Genomic DNA, 18,262 nt, shown 5'->3' with positions numbered 1-18,262 from the left:
AACGAGGAAGGGCCGGAGCCCCGGCCACACGAGGAAGGGCCCGGAACCACCAGGTTCCGGGCCCTTCTCGTACAGCGAGACCTCAGCCGAGCCGCGACTCCGCCCGCCGGGCGCGGACGTCGCCGACCTTCTGCCCGACCTTGCGTCGGATGACCAGCAGCGGCGCCATCGCGGCGAGCGTGATCTGGGCGAACGCGCCCACGTGCATCAGGGTGTCGCCACCGGGCAGCCCGGTCGCCCAGGCGGCCAGGCAGCCGATCGCCACCACGACCCAGCAGAGCGTGGCGGTGGCCAGCAGCCCCTGCGGCTTGGGGTACTCGATCCGGCTGACCATGAGGTACGCGGCGCCGAAGATGGCGAGCAGACCGGGCAGGAACGGCGGGTCGAGCAGCACGATGGCGATGACCGTCATCGCGCCCATCGGGCAGGGCATGCCCTGGAACACCCCGGGCCGCATCTTGACGGCCGAGAAGCGGGCCAGCCGCAGCACCACCGCGAGCAGCACGGTCAGCGCGATCAGCGCCGACAGCTTGGTGTTGGAGCCCTGGGAGACCATGCCCCAGACCGCGACGAAGTAGGCCGGCGCGATGCCGAAGCTGATCAGGTCGGCCAGGTTGTCCAGTTCCGCTCCGAGGGCGGAGGAGCGGAGCTTGCGCGCCACCAGTCCGTCGAAGAGGTCGCACATCGAGCCGATCAGCAGCAACGTCACCGCGGTGGCGGCGCTGTGCCGGTCCGGAGCGGCGTCCGGGTTGGTGATGTGCGGGACCAGGACCCCGGTGGTGATCGAGTAGATCGCCAGGAAGCCGCAGACGGCGTTCCCCAGGGTCAGGAAGTCGGCGGTGGACAGGTGTTGGGGGGAGCGCGGGGCCCGCAGTTCGCGGTCGCGCGCCCAGCGGCGGCGGCGCAGGGCCGTCTCCTCGTCGTCCAGGCCGACGATTGTTTCAGGATCAGTCACGGTCAAGGCGTGTCACCCCGGCTGTGGTCTTCTGGCCGACCTCGACGCCGACCTCGACGCCGGCCGGCAGGTAGGTGTCGACCCGGGAGCCGAACCGGATCAGGCCGATCCGGTCGCCCTGCTCGACCTTGGTTCCGGCGGCCACGTACGGCACGATGCGACGGGCCACGGCCCCCGCGATCTGCACCATCTCGATGTCGCCGAGTTCGGTGTCGAAGTGCCAGACGACCCGCTCGTTCTGGTCGCTGTCCTTGTTGAACGCCGGGACGAAGCCGCCCGCGACGTGCTCGACCGACGTCACCGTGCCCGGCAGGGGCGCGCGGTTGACGTGGACGTTCAGCGGGCTCATGAAGATCGCGACCCGGGTGCGGCCGTCCGGCCAGGCGTCGATGCTCTGGACCACGCCGTCGGCGGGGGAGATGACTCTGCCGGTGCCGATCTCACGCTCGGGGTCGCGGAAGAACCACAGCATGCCCGCGCCGAGCGCGCAGGCCGGTACCGCTGCCAGGGCCCACTTGCCGTTGCGCCGGGTGAGGGCGGTGGTCAGGGCGGCCGTGGCGAGGGTGGGGACGAACCAGGGGGTGGCTCCGCGCGCGATGGTCACGCGGGGTCGCCGGCCGGCCGTCGGGGCTGCGAGGGCATCGCGGTCCGTGACGGAGGTGTGAGGGGACGGGCTGATGGGCATCGAAAACCTTTGTCGCGGGGGATCATGGCCGCTGGACGGGGGCCACCGCGGGATCGGTAATAGAGGGACGGCTTGCTGTCCCGGTGGATGCTATCGGGAGCACACGGTGGGTGGGCAACCCGCCTGCTCGTTCATGTGTCCGGTGGGAGTGCCTGTACGCATCCCGCTTCTACGACCGTAGCTCGCCCCGCTCCGGTTCCCAAGGGACCGGACGAGGCTGGTGACTCTTGTCTCAGCAGGGGGGCGGCCGGAACCCGGCGGGGGACACGGGCCGTACGGGGTGGAAGAAGGTGCACGGAAGCGGCCGCAGGGCGCGTTGCTGCAGCTGTACGCCCTGCGGCCGCTTTCCGGAGGCCGTGCCGGACCCAGGCGGACCAGGCCGGATCCGTGACGTGGCACGGCGCTCTGCCGGGACGGGCCCGCACGCCCGTCGACCGGCGGTTCGGAGGGGGCCGCCCGTCAATCGGGGCGGCCCCGCAATCACTCGGCGGTCCCCCGGGCCGGGGCCGGGGGCCGGCCGGTCACTCGGCGATCCGGTATTCCTCCAGGAGCCGGCGTCCGACGATCATCTTCTGGATCTCCGCAGTTCCTTCACCGATGAGCAGCATCGGGGCCTCGCGGTAGAGGCGCTCGATCTCGTACTCCTTGGAGAAGCCGTAGCCGCCGTGGATCCGGAAGGCGTCCTCGACGACCTCCTTGCAGTACTCCGAGGCCAGGTACTTGGCCATGCCGGCCTCGAGGTCGTTGCGCTCGCCGCTGTCCTTCTTGCGGGCGGCCATGACCATCATCTGGTGAGCGGCCTCGACCTTGGTGGCCATCTCGGCGAGCTTGAACTGGATCGCCTGGTGCTCGGCGATCTTCTTGCCGAAGGTGGAGCGCTGCTGGGCGTAGGAGATGCCGAGCTCGAAGGCGCGGCGGGCGACGCCGCAGCCGCGGGCGGCGACGTTGACCCGGCCGACCTCGACACCGTCCATCATCTGGTAGAAGCCGCGGCCCGGGACGCCGCCGAGGACGCGGTCGGCCGGGATCCGCACGTCCTGCAGCACCAGCTCGGTGGTGTCGACGCCCTTGTAGCCCATCTTCTCGATCTTCCCGGGCACGGTGAGGCCGGGGACGGTCGGGTTCGGACCGAAGCCCGCCGTCTTCTCGATCAGGAAGGTGGTCATGTTCTTGTACGGGCTGCTGCCGCCCTCGTCGGTCTTGCACAGGACCGCGACCAGGGTGGAGGTGCCGCCGTTGGTGAGCCACATCTTCTGGCCGTTGAGGACGTAGAAGTCCCCGTCCTTGACGCCCTTGGTGGAGATGGCCGAAACGTCGGAGCCGAGGCCGGGCTCGGACATCGAGAAGGCGCCGCGGATCTCGCCGGCGGCCATCTTCGGCAGGAAGTAGTCCTTCTGCTCCTGGGTGCCGTGGGCGTTGATCATGTGCGCCACGATGAAGTGGGTGTTGACGATGCCGGAGACCGACATCCAGCCGCGGGCGATCTCCTCGACCACCAGGGCGTAGGTGAGCAGGGACTCGCCCAGGCCCCCGTACTCCTCGGGGATGGTGAGGCCGAACAGCCCGAGCTGCTTCATGCCCTCGACGATGGCGGTCGGGTACTCGTCCTTGTGCTCCAGCTCGGTCGCGACCGGAATGATCTCCTTGTCGACGAAATCCCGCACGGTGGCGAGGATGTCCCGCTGGATCTCGGTGAGGCCGTCGGTCTGTGCGAGGCGTCCCATCGTGCGGCTCCGGAATGTCTGAAAGGGCGGGGGGGGGGGATTTCCGGGGGCCCTGCCGGCGTGGCTGCGGCAGCAGGGCCCCCGACCGGGTGGGGGTCGGCCGATGACGGCGGCCTCCCCGTCCGGGGTCTTTCGGGGTGCTCCCCTTTCTATAGGGGTGGTCCCTGTAGAAAGGGGAGCGTTCAGGGGGCGGTTCAGGAGAGCGGCTCGGGGCGGCCGGGCTGCTCGCCGCCGCGCTCCTTGATGTACGTCGCGGTCGGCACCATCACCTTGCGGCGGAAGATGCAGACGACCGTGCCGTCCTGCTTGTACCCCTTGGTCTCGACGTGGACGATGCCGCGGTCGTCCTTGGACTTGGACGGCCACTTGTCCAGGACGGTCGTCTCGCCGTAGATGGTGTCGCCGTGGAAGGTCGGCGCGATGTGGCGCAGCGACTCGATCTCCAGGTTGGCGATCGCCTTGCCGGAGACGTCCGGGACGGACATGCCGAGCAGCAGCGAGTAGACGTAGTTGCCCACCACGACGTTCCGGCCGAAGTCGGTCGTCTTCTCCGCGTAGTTGGTGTCCAGGTGGAGCGGGTGGTGGTTCATGGTGAGAAGGCAGAAGAGGTGGTCGTCGTATTCGGTGACGGTCTTCCCGGGCCAGTGCTTGTAGACCGCGCCGACCTCGAACTCCTCGTAGGTGCGTCCGAATTGCATGAGCCTTACGCCTCCGCCTTCTTCTCGGATCCGGGCAGTTCGAACTTGGTGGTGCGCTGCATGCCGGCGGCCCGGCCCTTGCCGGAGATGACCAGGGCCATCTTGCGGCTGGCCTCGTCGATCATCTCGTCGCCCAGCATCGCGGAGCCCTTGGCGCCGCCCGCCTCGGAGGTGCAGTAGTCGTAGGCGTCGAGGATCAGCTCGGCGTGGTCGTAGTCCTCCTGCGAGGGGGAGTAGACCTCGTTGGCGATGGCGACCTGGTCCGGGTGCAGCACCCACTTGCCGTCGAAGCCGAGGGCGGCGGAGCGGCCGGCGACCTCGCGGTAGCCGTCGGGGTTGCGGATCTGCAGGTAGGGGCCGTCGATCGCCTGGAGGTCGTTGGCGCGGGCGGCCATCAGGATGCGCATCAGGATGTAGTGGTAGGCGTCGGCGTTGTAGCCGGGCGGCTGCTCGCCGACCACCAGGGACTTCATGTTGATCGAGGCCATGAAGTCGGCGGGGCCGAAGATGATGGTCTCCAGCCGGGGCGAGGCCTCGGCGATGGCGTCGACGTTGATCAGGCCCTTGGCGTTCTCGATCTGCGCCTCGATGCCGATCTTGCCGACCTCGAAGCCCATGGTCTTCTCGATCTGGGTGAGCAGTAGGTCGAGCGCCTTGACCTGCTCGGCGTCCTGGACCTTGGGCAGCATGATGCAGTCGAGGTTGGGGCCGGCGCCCTCGACCACGGTGATCACGTCGCGGTAGGTCCAGTGGGTGGTCCAGTCGTTGACCCGCACGACGCGGGTCTTGTCGCCCCAGTCGCCGTTGTTCAGCGCGTCGACGATGTGGTGGCGGGCGCTCTCCTTGACCAGCGGGGCGCAGGCGTCCTCGAGGTCGAGGAAGACCTGGTCGGCCGGGAGGCCCTGGGCCTTCTCCAGGAAGCGCGGGTTGCTGCCCGGTACGGCGAGGCAGGAGCGGCGGGGGCGAAGCCGGTTGACGTTGCTCATGAGGGTGGTTCTGTTCCTTCCCAGTGGTCAGCTGGTCAGCTGGTCAGTTCGTGGCCGTGGTCGGTGCGGGCGTCCACGGCTGGAGCCGGTTGGCCAGCCGGATCTCGTCCACGATCCGGCCGATGATGGTGGTGATGCCGAAGTCCTTCGGGGTGAACACGGCGGCGACGCCGACGGCCTTGAGGGCCTCGCCGTCCGCTGCCGGGATGATGCCACCCACGATCACCGGGACATCCTCCACCCCGGCGCGGCGCAGCCGCTTCAGGACGTCGGGCACCAGCTCGGTGTGCGCGCCGGAGAGGATCGACAGGCCCACGCAGTGCACGTCCTCCGCCACCGCGGCGGAGACGATCTGCTCCGGGGTCAGCCGGATGCCCTGGTAGACCACCTCGAACCCGGCGTCGCGGGCCCGGACGGCGATCTGCTCGGCACCGTTGGAGTGCCCGTCCAGGCCGGGCTTGCCGACCAGCAGGCGTAGCTTGCCGGCGCCCAGCTCCTCGGCGGTGGCGGCGACGGCGGCGCGGACCTGTTCCAGTTCCCCGCCGGGTTCGGCGGCGACCGCGACGGGCGCGCCGCCCACGCCGGTGGGGGCGCGGTACTCGCCGAACACCTCGCGCAGGGCGAAGGACCACTCGCCGGTGGTGACCCCGGCCCGGGCGCAGGCGAGGGTGGCCGGCATCAGGTTGGCCCCGGTGGCGGCGACGGCCTTGAGCTCGGCCAGCGACTCCTGGGCGGCGGCCTCGTCGCGCTGTCCGCGCCAGGCCTCCAGGGCGGTGAGCACGGACTGCTCGGACGCCGGGTCGACCACCATGATCGCGGTGTCGAGGTCGGCGGTGAGCGGGCTGGGCTCGGTGGTGTCGAAGCAGTTGACGCCGATGATCTTGTCCTCGCCGGACTCGATCCGGGCCCGGCGGGCGGCGTGCGAGGCGACCAGGTTGGACTTGAGGTAGCCGGACTCGACGGCCGGAATCACCCCGCCCATCTCCAGCACCTTGGCGATCTCCGCCTCGGCGCCCGCCAGCAGCGTGGCGGTCTTGGCCTCGATCACCTCGGAGCCGTTGAAGATGTCGCCGTACTCCAGCAGGTCCGACTCGTAGGCCAGCACCTGCTGGATCCGCAGCGACCACTGCTGGTCCCAGGGGCGGGGCAGGCCCAACGCCTCGTTCCAGGCCGGGAGTTGGACGGCCCGGGCGCGGGCGTCCTTGGACAGGGTGACGGCCAGCATCTCCAGCACGATCCGCTGGACGTTGTTCTCCGGCTGCGCCTCGGTCAGCCCGAGCGAGTTGACCTGGACGCCGTAGCGGAAGCGCCGCTGCTTGGGGTCGGCGACGCCGTAGCGCTCCAGCGTGACCTTCTCCCAGAGCCGGGCGAAGGCGCGCATCTTGCACATCTCCTCGACGAAGCGCACCCCGGCGTTGACGAAGAAGGAGATCCGGGCGACCACGTCGCCCATCCGCTCGGCGGGGACCTGCCCGGAGTCGCGGACGGCGTCGAGCACCGAGATGGCGGTGCACATCGCGTAGGCGATCTCCTGGACGGGCGTGGCCCCGGCCTCCTGCAGGTGGTAGCTGCAGATGTTGATCGGGTTCCACTTGGGGATGTTGCCGACCGTGTAGGCGATCATGTCGGTGATCAGGCGCACCGACGGGCCGGGCGGGAAGACGTGCGTCCCGCGCGACAGGTACTCCTTGACGATGTCGTTCTGGGTGGTGCCGGTGAGCTTGGCGATGTCGGCGCCCTGCTCCTCGGCGACCACCTGGTAGAGCGCCAGCAGCCACATCGCGGTGGCGTTGATCGTCATGGAGGTGTTGGTCTGTTCGAGCGGGATGCCGTCGAACAGGGTGCGCATGTCGCCGACGTGGCCGACCGGGACCCCGACCCGGCCCACCTCGCCGCGGGCGAGGATGTGGTCGGAGTCGTAGCCGGTCTGGGTCGGCAGGTCGAAGGCGACGGACAGGCCGGTCTGGCCCTTCGCCAGGTTCCGCCGGTAGAGCGCGTTGGAGTCGCTCGCGGTGGAGTGCCCGGCGTAGGTGCGCATCAGCCAGGGCCGGTCGCGCTTCTGGGGCTCGGTCATCGGAGGCGCCTCAGATGTTGCGGAAGCGGTTGATGGCGGGCAGGTGCTTCTCGCGCAGTTCGGCGTTCTGGACGCCGAGGCCCTCCTGGGGGGCCAGGCAGAGCACGCCGACCTTGCCCTGGTGCTTGTTGTGGTGCACGTCGAGGGCGGCCTGGCCGGTCTCCTCCAGGGAGTAGACCTTGGAGAGGGTCGGGTGGATCCTGCCCTTGGCGACCAGGCGGTTGGCCTCGTAGGCCTCGCGGTAGTTGGCGAAGTGGGAGCCGACGATCCGCTTGAGCGACATCCACAGGTAGCGGTTGTCGTACTGGTGCATGTAGCCGGAGGTGGAGGCGCAGGTGACGATGGTGCCGCCCTTGCGGGTGACGTACACCGAGGCGCCGAAGGTCTCCCGGCCCGGGTGCTCGAAGACGATGTCGACGTCCTCGCCGCCGGTGAACTCGCGGATCTTCCCGCCCAGGCGCTTCCACTCGCGCGGGTCCTGGTTGTTCTCGTCCTTCCAGAACTTGTAGCCCTCGGCCGAGCGGTCGATGATCGCCTCGGCGCCCATGGCGCGGCAGATGTCGGCCTTGGCGTCGCTGGAGACCACGCAGATCGGGGTGGCGCCGCCGGCCAGCGCGTACTGGGTGGCGTACGAGCCGAGGCCGCCGCTGGCGCCCCAGATCAGCACGTTGTCGCCCTGCTTCATGCCGGCGCCGTTGCGCGAGACCAGCTGGCGGTAGGCGGTGGAGTTGACCAGGCCGGGGGAGGCGGCCTCCTCCCAGGTCAGGTGCTTGGGCTTGGGCAGCAGCTGGTTGGTCTTCACCAGGGCGATCTGGGCCAGGCCGCCGAAGTTGGTCTCGAAGCCCCAGATGCGCTGCTCCGGGTCCATCATCGTGTCGTTGTGGCCGTCCGGGGACTCCAGCTCGACGGACAGGCAGTGGGCGACGACCTGGTCGCCGGGCTTCCACGTGTTGACGCCGGCGCCGGTGCGCAGCACCACGCCCGCGAGGTCGGAGCCGAGCACGTGGTAGGGCAGGTCGTGGCGCTTGGTGAGCGGCGACAGCCGGCCGTAGCGCTCCAGGAAGCCGAAGGTGGAGACCGGCTCGAAGATCGAGCTCCACACGGTGTTGTAGTTCACCGAGCTGGCCATGACGGCGACCAGGGCCTCGCCGGGGCCCAGCTCCGGCAGGGCGACGTCGTCGAGGTGAAGGGACTTGCGGGGGTCCTTGTCGCGGCTGTCGAGGCCCGCGAACATCTGCTCCTCGTCCTTGTGGAGCGTGACCGCCCGGTAGGACTCGGGGAGCTTGATCGCCGCGAAGTCCGCCGACGTGGCGTCGGAGCTGAGGATCGCGTCGAGGATTTCCTGCATGGCTGCCTCCGAAGGCGTACCTGTGTGAGGGTCACAGGGCGTCTGGGGGAGCCGGGAGCGGACACCGGCTTCGCTGAGGTGGGTGGTTGGTTGTCAGTCGGTCGCCCGGTGGTGGTCCGGGCGGGTCTGCACTGCTGGTCTGGCACAGCTCCCGGGGTGTGGGAACGCCGGACGACGGCGCGCCGAGGTGGGGAGCCGCGGCGCCGCGACTGGTGAGTAACAAGGTAGTGGCACCCTGTGCCACTCGTAAAGACACCGGGTGCCAGGAATTCCGGCGCCCCGGAACGGCGTGTGACGCGCGTGGAGCGGGCATGCCGAGGGCCCGCGCCGATGGTTCGGTGCGGGCCCTCAATATGCCTCTGACCTGCGGTTGTTGGCCCCTCAGTGGTCCCGGGCGCCGCTCAGTGCGGCCCGGATGCTGTCCACCACGACGTCCAGTGGAGCGTCCGTCCGGGCGACTGTGATGAGCACCTCACCTCCGGGGCTGGCACTCAGTGCGCTCTCCGCCACCCCGTCCCCTGGCGTCCCACTGGCACCCGGTGCCACCACCGACCCCCGGCGTCTGGCACCCGGCTCGCTGGCCGCCCAGAAGGTCCGCCGGATCACCTCGAAGGAGTGGTCCAGCTGCGCCTCCACGTCACCGCGGCCGCCGGCCCGCAGCCAGCGACGCAGCACGTGGTTGTGCGCCGCGACGACCGCCGCCGCCGACACCTCGGCCAGCATCGAGTCGTCCTCGCCGCCGCGCTGCCAGCCCGACGGGATGGGCTCGCCGGTGTCGAAGCGGCCCAGCAGGTAGCGGGTGAACAGCCGCTCGTACCGGGCCACCACCGCGATCTCCCGCTCGCGCAGCGCCGGGACCTGACGGATCAGCTGGTACCGCGCCACCGACACCCCCGGGGTGGAGGCGTACATCCGCAGCACCTCCTTGATGCCGCGGCACACCACGTCCAGCGGGTGCTCCTCCGGCTCGGCGCTGGCCAGCAGGTCGGCCACCCGGACCAGGGTGTCGTCGTGGTCGGGGAAGATCGCCTCCTCCTTCGACCGGAAGTACCGGAAGAAGGTGCGCCGGGCCACCCCGGCGGCCGCGGCGATCTGGTCGACCGTGGTCTCCTCGTAGCCCTGCGAGGCGAACAGCTCCATCGCGGCCGCGGCCAGGTCCTGACGCATCTGCTGGCGCTGCGCCGCCGCCCGGCGGCTGCCCGGCCCGGCCTCCGGGCCGGCGCCCGCGGACGAGCCGGCCGTCCGGTCGGTGCCGCGCTGTCCGGCGGATTGCTGCGGGGTGGCTGACTGAACCCGATCCATGTCCGGAACGCTACACGGCCCGGGTGGCGCGCCCGCGGCCCTTCCCCGGTGCACCGGCGCGACCGGGCCGGTGACGGCCGGTCTGGGCCAGCGCGCGGACACCGCCCCCGGGGTCCAGCCGGTGCGGCCGACCGCACCGGCGCCGTACGGCTCCGTCCCCGCGTCGTGCGGCAGCCGGCCGCCCCCGGCCCGTGAGGTGCTCACCGGCGCGCGTGGTCGCGGAAGCCGCGGCCGGTCTTGCGGCCCAGGCAGCCGGCCGCGACGAGGTGCTCCAGCAGCGGGGCCGCGGCCAGGCCCGGCTCGCGGAACTCCTGGTGCAGCACCTGCTCGATGGTCAGCGAGACGTCCAGTCCGACCACGTCCAGCAGCTCGAACGGGCCCATCGGGTAGCCGCAGCCCAGCTTCATCGCGGTGTCGATGTCGTCCACCGTCGCGTAGTGCTCCTGGAGCATCCGCACCGCGTCGTTCAGGTACGGGAACAGCAGCGCGTTGACGATGAAACCGGCCCGGTCGCCGCACTCCACCGGGTGCTTGCGCACCTTCGCGGTCAGCTCCAGCACCGTCGCGGTGACGTCCGGGGCGGTCAGCACGGTGGAGACCACCTCGACCAGCTTCATCGCCGGGGCCGGGTTGAAGAAGTGCATGCCGATCACGTCCTGCGGCCGCGAGGTGGCGGTCGCGCAACTGATCACCGGCAGCGAGGAGGTGGTGGTGGCGAGCACCGCGCCCGGGCGGACGATCTTGTCCAGGGTGGCGAACAGCTCCCGCTTGACCGCCAGGTCCTCGGCGACCGCCTCGACCACCAGGTCCACCTCGGCCAGCTCCGCGTACTGACCGACCGGGGTGACCAGCGCCAGCGCGGCGTCCCGCTGCTCCGCGCTCAGCCGGCCCTTGGCCACCGAGCGCTCCAGCGACTTCGCCAGCTGCGCCTTGGCCCGCTCGGCCTTCTCCTGGCTGCGGGCGGCCAGCAGCACCGGGTGCCCGGCCTTGGCGAACACCTCGGCGATGCCGGTGGCCATCGTGCCGGAACCGCAGACGCCGACGGTGCGCACCGTGCGCCCGGGCACCTTCGGCCGGGCCGGGCCGGTCGCCGCGTCCACGGCCCGGGAGGAGCCCGGCGCCTCGTAGGTGTAGAAGCCGCGCCCGGACTTGCGGCCCAGCAGCCCGGCCGAGACCAGCTGGCCGAGGATCGGCGCGGGCGCGTGCAGCCGGTCCCGGGACTGCTCGTACATCGCCTCCAGCACGGTGCGCGCGGTGTCGACGCCGATCAGGTCGAGCAGCGCCAGCGGGCCCATCGGCAGGCCGCAGCCGAGCCGCATCGCGGCGTCGATGTCCTCGCGGGAGGCGTACTTGGACTCGTACATCGCGGCGGCCTGGTTCAGGTAGGCGAACAGCAGGCCGTTCACCACGAAGCCGGCCCGGTCGCCGGCCGCCACCGGCTCCTTGCCCAGGTCGCGGGCGAAGGCGGCGGCGTCCTCGGCGGTCTGCGGGGAGGTCAGCACGGTGCGGACCACCTCGACCAGCTTCATGGTGTGCACCGGGTTGAAGAAGTGCAGGCCGAGCACCCGCTCCGGGCGGGCGGTCGCCGCCGCGATCCGGGTCACCGACAGGGCGGTGGTGCCGGTGGCCAGCACGGTGGTCTCCGGGCAGATCCGGTCCAGCTCGGCGAAGACCTCCCGCTTCAGCTCCAGCTGCTCGGGGACCTCCTCGATCACCAGGTCCGCGTCGGCGGCGGCCGCCAGCGCGTGCCCCACCGAGATCCGGGCCAGCAGCGCGGTGCGCTCCTCGACGGTGAACCGCTCCCGGTCGACCGCGTGTGCGGTCGCCTCCTCGATCCGGGCCAGCGCCCGGGCGGCGGAGTCCTCGGTGGCCTCGATGCCGATCACCCGGCGGCCGCTCCTGGCGACCGCCACCGCGACGCCGGCACCCATCGTGCCGAGGCCGACGACGGCCACGGTGGGGAAGGGACGCTCCATTTGTCCTGACTCCTAGTCGTGAAGGGCCCGCGCGTGCTCCGGCGGGCGGGCCGCCGCACCCGTGGGGGACGGGGGCGGCCGCCGCCGGAGGAGGGTCCACGCGCGGGGGCTCGGGGAGTGACGGGTTTCCGGCAGACCGGGGCAGCGGCCGGTCCGCTCCGGCCGAACTGCGGGTGTGCCGTGGTGCTCAGGCGCTCGAAGGTGAAGGAAGCGGCTCTGACACGAGGAGAGAGACCCGGTCCGCCGCGGTTCGCGGCACCGACCGGTGAAGGCGCACCGCGCGGGCGCCGAAGACACGGCGACCGCGACCGCCCGCCGGTGCGGCTCCCGAAGCCCGGCAGTGGTGCGTCCGGCCACTGTAGCGAAGCTACTCGCCGGTAGGAAGGGGTCGGAGGCGGAAAACCGTCCGGGCGGGGAGCGGCTTCCGCGGCACTCTGCCGCCGCCCCGAACGGGTGAACGGGTGGACGAGCGTCCGTTTGTTCCACTCGATAGGGGAGTTACCGGCACCCGGTCCGCGGGGCAGCATGGCGGCATGAGCAGCGCCCCCGCCTCCCAGGCCGCCGAACCCGCCGAGCCGCTCGGCCCCGCCGCCCTCGCGGCCGCCGTCGCGCTGCCCCCGCGGGCCGAGCGCGCCGAGCGGGCCGAGCGGGCCGAGCGCGCCGCCGACCGGCTGCGCACCGCGGCCGTCGAGGCGGTCGCCGTCACCTGGGTGGACAACGCCGGCATCGCCCGGGTCAAGGCCGTGCCGCTGACCGGCCTGGTGCAGGCGGCCCAGTGGGGCCTCGGCACCGCGCCCTGCTTCGACGTGTTCCTCGCCGACGACGCCATCACCACCAGCCCGCTCATCGGCGGCCCCACCGGGGACCTCCGGCTCTACCCCGACCTCGACCGGATCGTCCCGCTGGCCGCCCAGCCCGGCTGGGCCTGGGCGCCGGGGGACCGCCACACCCAGGCCGGCGGCCCGCACCCCGGCTGCCAACGGCTGTTCGCCCGCCGGATGGAGGCCGCCGCGGCCGCCCGCGGGCTGAGCCTCAAGGCTGGTATCGAGGTCGAGTGGGTGGTCGCTCTGGCCGGATCCCCGCACGAGCCGCCGCAGTACCCGACGCACGGGCCCGCGTACGGCATGCAGCGGCTCACCGACCTGTCCGACTACCTGCGGGACGTCCTGCGCGCCCTCGGCGAGCAGGGGCTGGCCGTGCTGCAGATCCACCCCGAGTACTCCCCCGGCCAGTTCGAGGTCTCGGTGGCCGCCGAGGGCCCGGTCGCCGCCGCCGACACCTCCGTCCTGGTCCGGCACACCGTCCGTGCCGTCTCCGCCCGGCACGGCCTGCGGGCCTCCTTCGCCCCCGTGGTCGAGCCCGACGGCGTCGGCAACGGCGGGCACCTGCACCTCAGCCTCTGGCGGGACGGCCGCAACCTCGGGCACGGCGGCTCCGGCCCGCACGGACTGACGGCCGAGGCCGAGGGCTTCCTCGCCGGGGTGCTCCAGGCGCTGCCCGAGCTCCTGGTACTGGGCTGTTCCAGCCCCACCGGGTACCTGCGGCTGGTGCCCCAGCACTGGGCCGGGGCCTACCAGTGCTGGGGCCTGGAGAACCGGGAGGCCGCGCTGCGGCTGGTCACCGGCTCCACCGGGGAGCGCGCCGCCACCGCCAACGCTGAGGTCAAGTGCTTCGACGCCAGCGCCAATCCGTACCTCGCGCTCGGCGCGGTGATCGCGGCCGGCCTCGCCGGGCTGGAGCAACGCCGCGCGCTGCCACCGGAGTTCACCGGGGATCCGGCCGCCGTCGAGCCCGGTACGGTGCCCCGGCTGCCGCAGGGCCCGGCCGAGGCGATCGCCGCGTACGAGCGCTCGGCGGTGCTGCGCGAGGCGCTCGGCGAGCCGCTCCACCAGGCCGTGCTGGCGGTGCGCCGGGCCGAGGCCGAGCAGTTCGCGGTGCTCGGCCCGGAGGAGGCGGTCACGGCGACGCGCTGGCGGTACTGAGTGGATGTCCCGGTGCCCGCGCTGGTCGACCACCACTGCCACAGCGTGGTGGCGGCCGAGCTCGCCGACGACGCCCTCGCCGGGCTGCTCACCGAGTCCGACCGCCCGCCCGCGCCCGGCTGTTCCCCCTTCGACAGCGCGATCGGCCTGGCCGTACGGCGCTGGTGCCCGCCGGCCCTCGGCCTGCCCGCGCACACCCCGGCCGCCGACTACCTGGCCCGCCGGCGCGAAGTGGGCGCCGCTGAGGCCACCCGCCGGCTGCTCGCGGCCGCCGGGCTGGACACCTGCATGGTGGACACCGGGCTGACCGCCGCCGCGGGACGCGACCTGCTGCCGCTCACCGAACTCGCCGGGGCCGCCGGGGCGGTGGTGCGCGAGGTGGTCCGGCTGGAGTCGGTGGCCGAAACGGTGGCCTGCGGCGCCGAGGAGTGGCCCCGGGCCGTCGCCGAGGCGTTGGCGGCGGCCGCCGGGGGCGCCGTCGCGGTCAAGTCGGTGCTCGCCTACCGGCACGGCCTGGCCGCCCCGGCCGAACGGCCCGCGGCGGCGGCCGTGGTGGCCGCCGCCGGGGCCCGGCTGCGCGCCGGGCGCGGCCGGCTGACCGATCCGGTGCTGCTGCACCACCTGCTCTGGACGGCCGTGGACGTCTGCGCCGAGCTGGGCCTGCCGCTCCAACTCCACACCGGCTTCGGCGATCCCGACCTCACCCTGCACCGCGCCGACCCGTCCCTGCTGACGGACTTCGTCCGGGCCGCCGAGCCGAGCGGCGTCCCGCTGGTGCTGCTGCACGGCTATCCGTACCACCGGCAGGCCGCCTGGCTGGCCCAGGCCTTTCCCACCGTGTACACCGACCTCGGGCTGACGGCGTCCTACACCGGGCCGCGGGTGGCGGCGGTGCTCGGCGAGATGCTGGAACTGGCGCCGTTCGGAAAACTGCTGTTCTCCACGGACGCCTACGGACTTCCCGAACTGTTCCTGGTGGGCGCTGCACAGTTCCGGCACGGACTGGGTACGCTGCTCGCCGACTGGCAGGCGGACGGCGCCTGTTCGGGCCCGGACGCCGGGCGGCTGGCGCAGCTGGTCGCCGCCGACAACGCGCGCCGGCTGTACGGGCTGCGGTAACCTCCGGGCCGATTCTCGCGTACATGCCCACGGTCGACGGCTCGTCGGCGAACCATCACTTTTTAACAATCTCCAGCTCTGTTGCGGCTGTTGACCAGTGGAGCGTTAACCTCCGTTGTTGGTCTAGATGTGACGATTAGATGACTACCTCTTGCGCATATCAGCGAATATTCATTAACGTCCCGACCATCCCAGCGCACCTGCCCCACGCAGTTGCCGGATGACGACTCGGGAGGGCCAACCCCAATGAGAGTTCCTCGGATCAGCCGGACCCGGTACGCGGCAGTGGGCGTCGTGCTCGCCACCGCCGGAGCCCTCGCACTCCCGGCCGGCAGCGCCGTCGCGGCCCCCAGTGGTGACCCGACGACCGGTCCGCTGATGAGCTACGTCGTCAACACCAAGGCCAACCACGGCCAGGTGCAGAAGGTGGAGAAGGCCATCGCCGGCCTCGGCGGCACCGTCGTCCAGTCCTACGAGCAGGTCGGCGTCGTGGTCGCCCGCTCGAACGACACCAAGTTCGCCGAGAAGCTCCGGCTGGCCAAGGGCGTCGACTCGGTCGGCGCCAGCCGTACCAAGGGCATCCTCGCCTCCGACCAGGGCACCGCCGAGGCCGCCGCCGAGCCGGCCGGCGCCGCCGCCGGCCAGGAGCCGTACGAGCCCAACCAGTGGGACATGCGCCAGATCGGCGTCGACAAGGCCCACAAGCTCTCGCTCGGCAGCCGCAACGTCACGGTCGGCGTGCTGGACTCCGGCATCGACGCCACCCACGAGGACCTGGCTGCCAACGTGGACGCCTCGCAGTCGGTGTCCTGCATCGACGGCAAGACCAACACCGACTGGAAGGCCTGGCAGCCGACCAACAGCGACCACGGCACCCACGTCGCCGGCACCATCGCCGCCGCCAAGAACGGCAAGGGCATCATCGGCATAGCCCCGAACGTGAAGCTGGCCGCGGTCAAGGTGGTCGACGACGGCGGCTTCATCTACCCGGAGAACGCGGTCTGCGGCTTCGTCTGGGCCGGCGAGCACGGCTTCAAGGTGACGAACAACAGCTACTACGTCGACCCGTGGATGTTCAACTGTCCGAACGACAAGGACCAGGCCGCGATCTCCGAGGCCATCCGCAAGGCCGTCGCCTTCTCGCAGCGCAAGGGCGTCCTCAACATCGCCGCCGCGGGCAACGAGAACATCGACCTGGCGCACAAGACCACCGACGTCTCCAGCCCGGACGACACCACCCCCGGCACCCGCCCGGTCACCAACGACTGCCTGTCGCTGCCGACCGAGCTGCCCGGCGTGGTCGCGGTCTCCGCGGTCGGCGTCAACGGCGACAAGTCGTACTACTCCAGCTACGGCAAGGGCGTCGTCACCGTCGCCGCGCCGGGCGGTGACGCCCGCTACCAGATCCCGGACACCCCGGACAAGAACGGTCGTATCCTGTCGACCATCCGCGGCGGCAAGTACGGGTACATGCAGGGCACTTCGATGGCCACCCCGCACGTCACCGGCGTGGTCGCGCTGCTCGCCGGCACCTTCCCGTGGGCCAGCCCGGACGAGCTCACCGAGCTGCTGACCAACCAGGCCGAGTCCCACGCCTGCCCGACCGGCGAGTACAACCCGGGCGGCACCGGCCAGTTCAAGGCCACCTGCGAGGGCGGCGCCGACGACAACGGCTTCTACGGCGCGGGCATCATCAACGCCGAGAAGGCGGTCCAGTGGTGGCGCTGACGCGCTGCTGACCACTGAGCGCTGAGCATCGGACGACGAGCTGGGGAGCGGGGCCACGGGTCCCGCTCCCCAGCGGCGTTCCCGGCTCAGCCCTCGAAGTGGTGCTCCCAGACCGTCTCCACCGACGGCTTGCCGTGCAGGTCCGGCACCTCCTGCAGCCAGGCCGGCCGGCCGGCCCGGGTGCGAGCTGCCCGCCGCAGCTCCGCCTCGCGCAGCTGCTCGGGGGTGGCGAAGCCCTCCGGCAGCCACTCCGCGGAGAGCACCGCCCGGGCGGCCAGGTGGGTGACGTAGGCGTGCCGGACGGCGTCCACCGAGTCGAAGCCGGGCTCGTCGGCCAGCCACTCGTCCGGGACCAGCGCCAGCACCTGCTCCAGCAGTTCGACCGTGACCAGCGGTCCGAGGTCCTCGTCGGCCAGCCGGACGTCCGGGGCACAGCCGCCCAGTGCGTGGGCGCTGAGGTCGTACCGCTTGCCGACGGACGCCCCGGCGGTGGCCCAGCGGTGGTGGAAGATCAGCGCGGCGCCGTTGTCGATCAGCCAGAGCCGCCGGTGCCAGACCACCAGGTTGGGGTTGTGGACGGTCCGGTCGACGTTGCCGGTGAGGGCGTCCAGCCAGACCACCCGCCCGGCCTCGGCGGAGTCCACCGGGACCATCCCGGGCCGGTAGTCCGCGGCCCCGGGCAGCAGGTCCATCCCGAGGTTGAGGCCGACGCTGGCCTTGAGCATGTCCTGGATCTCGGTGTCCGGTTCGTCCGCGGCCACCGCCGGATCGAAGTCCACCAGCCGCAGCTCCGGCACCCGCAGCCCGAGCCGCCGGGCCAGCTCGCCGACGATCACCTCGGCCACCAGCGCCTTGCGCCCCTGGGCGGCGCCGGTGAACTTCACCACGTACGTCCCCAGGTCGTCGGTCTCCACGACGCCCGGCACCGAGCCCCCGGCCCGCAGCGGGTCCACGTAGCGCAGCGCAGTCACCAGATCGAGCACAACCGTCACCCTATCCCTTGGGCCCGTCGGCAGGCTCCCGCCCTCCGGGCGGACGACGGGAGCCTGCCGACGGGCCCAAGGCGTCGCGGGCGCGGCCCTGTGATTGGCTTGCCGGTGCGAACGGTACGGCGAAGCGGTACCCACCAGACGAGGAGAGCACGGCATGGGACAGGTGCAGGCCACCACCGAGCGGGTCTACGACGCGGCCCCCGAGCGGGTGTACGAGGCGCTGGCCGACTACCAGGTGACCCGCCCGAAGCTGCTGCCCGCGCAGTACAGCGAGTACGAGGTCCGGGTCGGCGGCACCGGCGCCGGCACCCAGGTGCACTGGAAGCTGCAGGCCACCGAGAAGCGGGTGCGCGACTGCCTGTTCACCGTCTCGGCGCCCTCGCCGGACCAGCTGGTGGAGAAGGACGCCAACTCCAGCATGGTGATCACCTGGACCGTCGCGGCCGCCGCCGAGGGCCGCGCCAAGGTCACCGTCACCGCCACCTGGCAGGGCGCGACCGGCATCGGCGGCTTCTTCGAGCGCACCTTCGCCCCCAAGGGCCTGAACCGGATCCACGACCAGGTGCTGGCCAACCTGGCCGACGAGGTCCGCTGACCCGGATCCCGTTCCGGATCCCGTTCCGGATCCCGTTCCGGATCCGCTGATCCGGATCGGTTGACCGAATCGTCCGGAGTTTCGAGCGGCTCGTCCGC

The 18,262-nt window shown here is 71.8% G+C and carries 14 protein-coding genes; 4 read left to right on the top strand and 10 right to left on the bottom strand.

Annotation, left to right across the window (positions count from 1 at the left end):
• Positions 1-82 precede the first annotated feature (82 nt).
• The 9 genes from ACZ7BZ_RS09425 to ACZ7BZ_RS09385 all read right to left on the bottom strand — a co-directional run bounded on the left by ACZ7BZ_RS09425 (position 83) and on the right by ACZ7BZ_RS09385 (position 11,748).
• Positions 83-961: a CDP-alcohol phosphatidyltransferase family protein gene (locus ACZ7BZ_RS09425; protein WP_380463542.1), complete on the bottom strand. Its 879-nt coding sequence runs from the start codon at positions 959-961 to the stop codon at positions 83-85.
• Entirely contained in the window at positions 948-1,640 is a 693-nt protein-coding gene (locus ACZ7BZ_RS09420) for a phosphatidylserine decarboxylase (RefSeq protein WP_380463540.1), read from the bottom strand. Before ACZ7BZ_RS09420 ends, ACZ7BZ_RS09425 begins: the two co-directional genes overlap by 14 nt.
• Before the next feature lie 521 nt (positions 1,641-2,161).
• Positions 2,162-3,364 carry an acyl-CoA dehydrogenase family protein gene (locus tag ACZ7BZ_RS09415; protein ID WP_380463539.1) on the bottom strand — a complete coding sequence of 401 codons (1,203 nt, stop codon included), beginning with the start codon at positions 3,362-3,364 and terminating at the stop codon, positions 2,162-2,164.
• Positions 3,365-3,558: 194 nt separating this feature from the next.
• Complete coding sequence (locus ACZ7BZ_RS09410) at positions 3,559-4,062, bottom strand: MaoC family dehydratase (RefSeq protein WP_470357837.1); 504 nt, start codon at positions 4,060-4,062, stop codon at positions 3,559-3,561.
• A 5-nt stretch (positions 4,063-4,067) separates the two neighbouring features.
• Complete coding sequence (locus ACZ7BZ_RS09405; protein WP_380463536.1) at positions 4,068-5,048, bottom strand: HpcH/HpaI aldolase/citrate lyase family protein; 981 nt, start codon at positions 5,046-5,048, stop codon at positions 4,068-4,070.
• A 43-nt stretch (positions 5,049-5,091) separates the two neighbouring features.
• Entirely contained in the window at positions 5,092-7,122 is a 2,031-nt protein-coding gene (locus tag ACZ7BZ_RS09400; RefSeq protein WP_470357836.1) for a protein meaA, read from the bottom strand.
• Positions 7,123-7,132: 10 nt separating this feature from the next.
• Complete coding sequence (ccrA, locus tag ACZ7BZ_RS09395) at positions 7,133-8,470, bottom strand: crotonyl-CoA carboxylase/reductase (protein ID WP_470357835.1); 1,338 nt, start codon at positions 8,468-8,470, stop codon at positions 7,133-7,135.
• A 381-nt stretch (positions 8,471-8,851) separates the two neighbouring features.
• Positions 8,852-9,772: a TetR family transcriptional regulator gene (locus ACZ7BZ_RS09390; protein ID WP_470357834.1), complete on the bottom strand. Its 921-nt coding sequence runs from the start codon at positions 9,770-9,772 to the stop codon at positions 8,852-8,854.
• 200 nt (positions 9,773-9,972) lie between these two features.
• Positions 9,973-11,748, bottom strand: a complete 1,776-nt coding sequence (locus ACZ7BZ_RS09385; protein ID WP_470357833.1) for a 3-hydroxyacyl-CoA dehydrogenase family protein — start codon at positions 11,746-11,748, stop codon at positions 9,973-9,975.
• Positions 11,749-12,281: 533 nt separating this feature from the next.
• On the opposite strand from ACZ7BZ_RS09385, the gene ACZ7BZ_RS09380 reads away from it, so the two are divergent.
• The 3 genes from ACZ7BZ_RS09380 (at position 12,282) to ACZ7BZ_RS09370 (ending at position 16,577) form a co-directional block, all read left to right on the top strand.
• The gene (locus tag ACZ7BZ_RS09380) at positions 12,282-13,730 is read left to right on the top strand and encodes a type I glutamate--ammonia ligase (protein WP_470357832.1); all 1,449 of its coding nucleotides are present in this window, start codon (positions 12,282-12,284) and stop codon (positions 13,728-13,730) included.
• Between the two features lie 12 nt (positions 13,731-13,742).
• On the top strand, positions 13,743-14,849 hold the full coding sequence (locus ACZ7BZ_RS09375) for an amidohydrolase family protein (RefSeq protein WP_470357831.1): 1,107 nt from the start codon (positions 13,743-13,745) through the stop codon (positions 14,847-14,849).
• A 246-nt stretch (positions 14,850-15,095) separates the two neighbouring features.
• A complete protein-coding gene (locus ACZ7BZ_RS09370) occupies positions 15,096-16,577 on the top strand; it encodes a S8 family peptidase (protein ID WP_470357830.1) in 1,482 nt (493 codons plus the stop codon).
• 86 nt (positions 16,578-16,663) lie between these two features.
• Here the strand turns inward: ACZ7BZ_RS09370 and ACZ7BZ_RS09365 are convergent, their stop codons facing one another.
• Positions 16,664-17,560 (bottom strand): HipA family kinase, encoded by an 897-nt coding sequence (locus tag ACZ7BZ_RS09365; protein ID WP_470357829.1) that lies wholly within the window; start codon positions 17,558-17,560, stop codon positions 16,664-16,666.
• A gap of 163 nt (positions 17,561-17,723) precedes the next feature.
• Between ACZ7BZ_RS09365 and ACZ7BZ_RS09360 the strand changes: the two genes are divergently transcribed.
• Positions 17,724-18,164 carry an SRPBCC family protein gene (locus ACZ7BZ_RS09360; RefSeq protein ID WP_470357828.1) on the top strand — a complete coding sequence of 147 codons (441 nt, stop codon included), beginning with the start codon at positions 17,724-17,726 and terminating at the stop codon, positions 18,162-18,164.
• Positions 18,165-18,262: the final 98 nt, after the last annotated feature.

This window comes from Kitasatospora sp. NPDC036934, from assembly GCF_055608425.1.
Note: the sequence above shows the minus strand (reverse complement) of the source record. Positions and strands in the feature narration are given on the sequence as shown.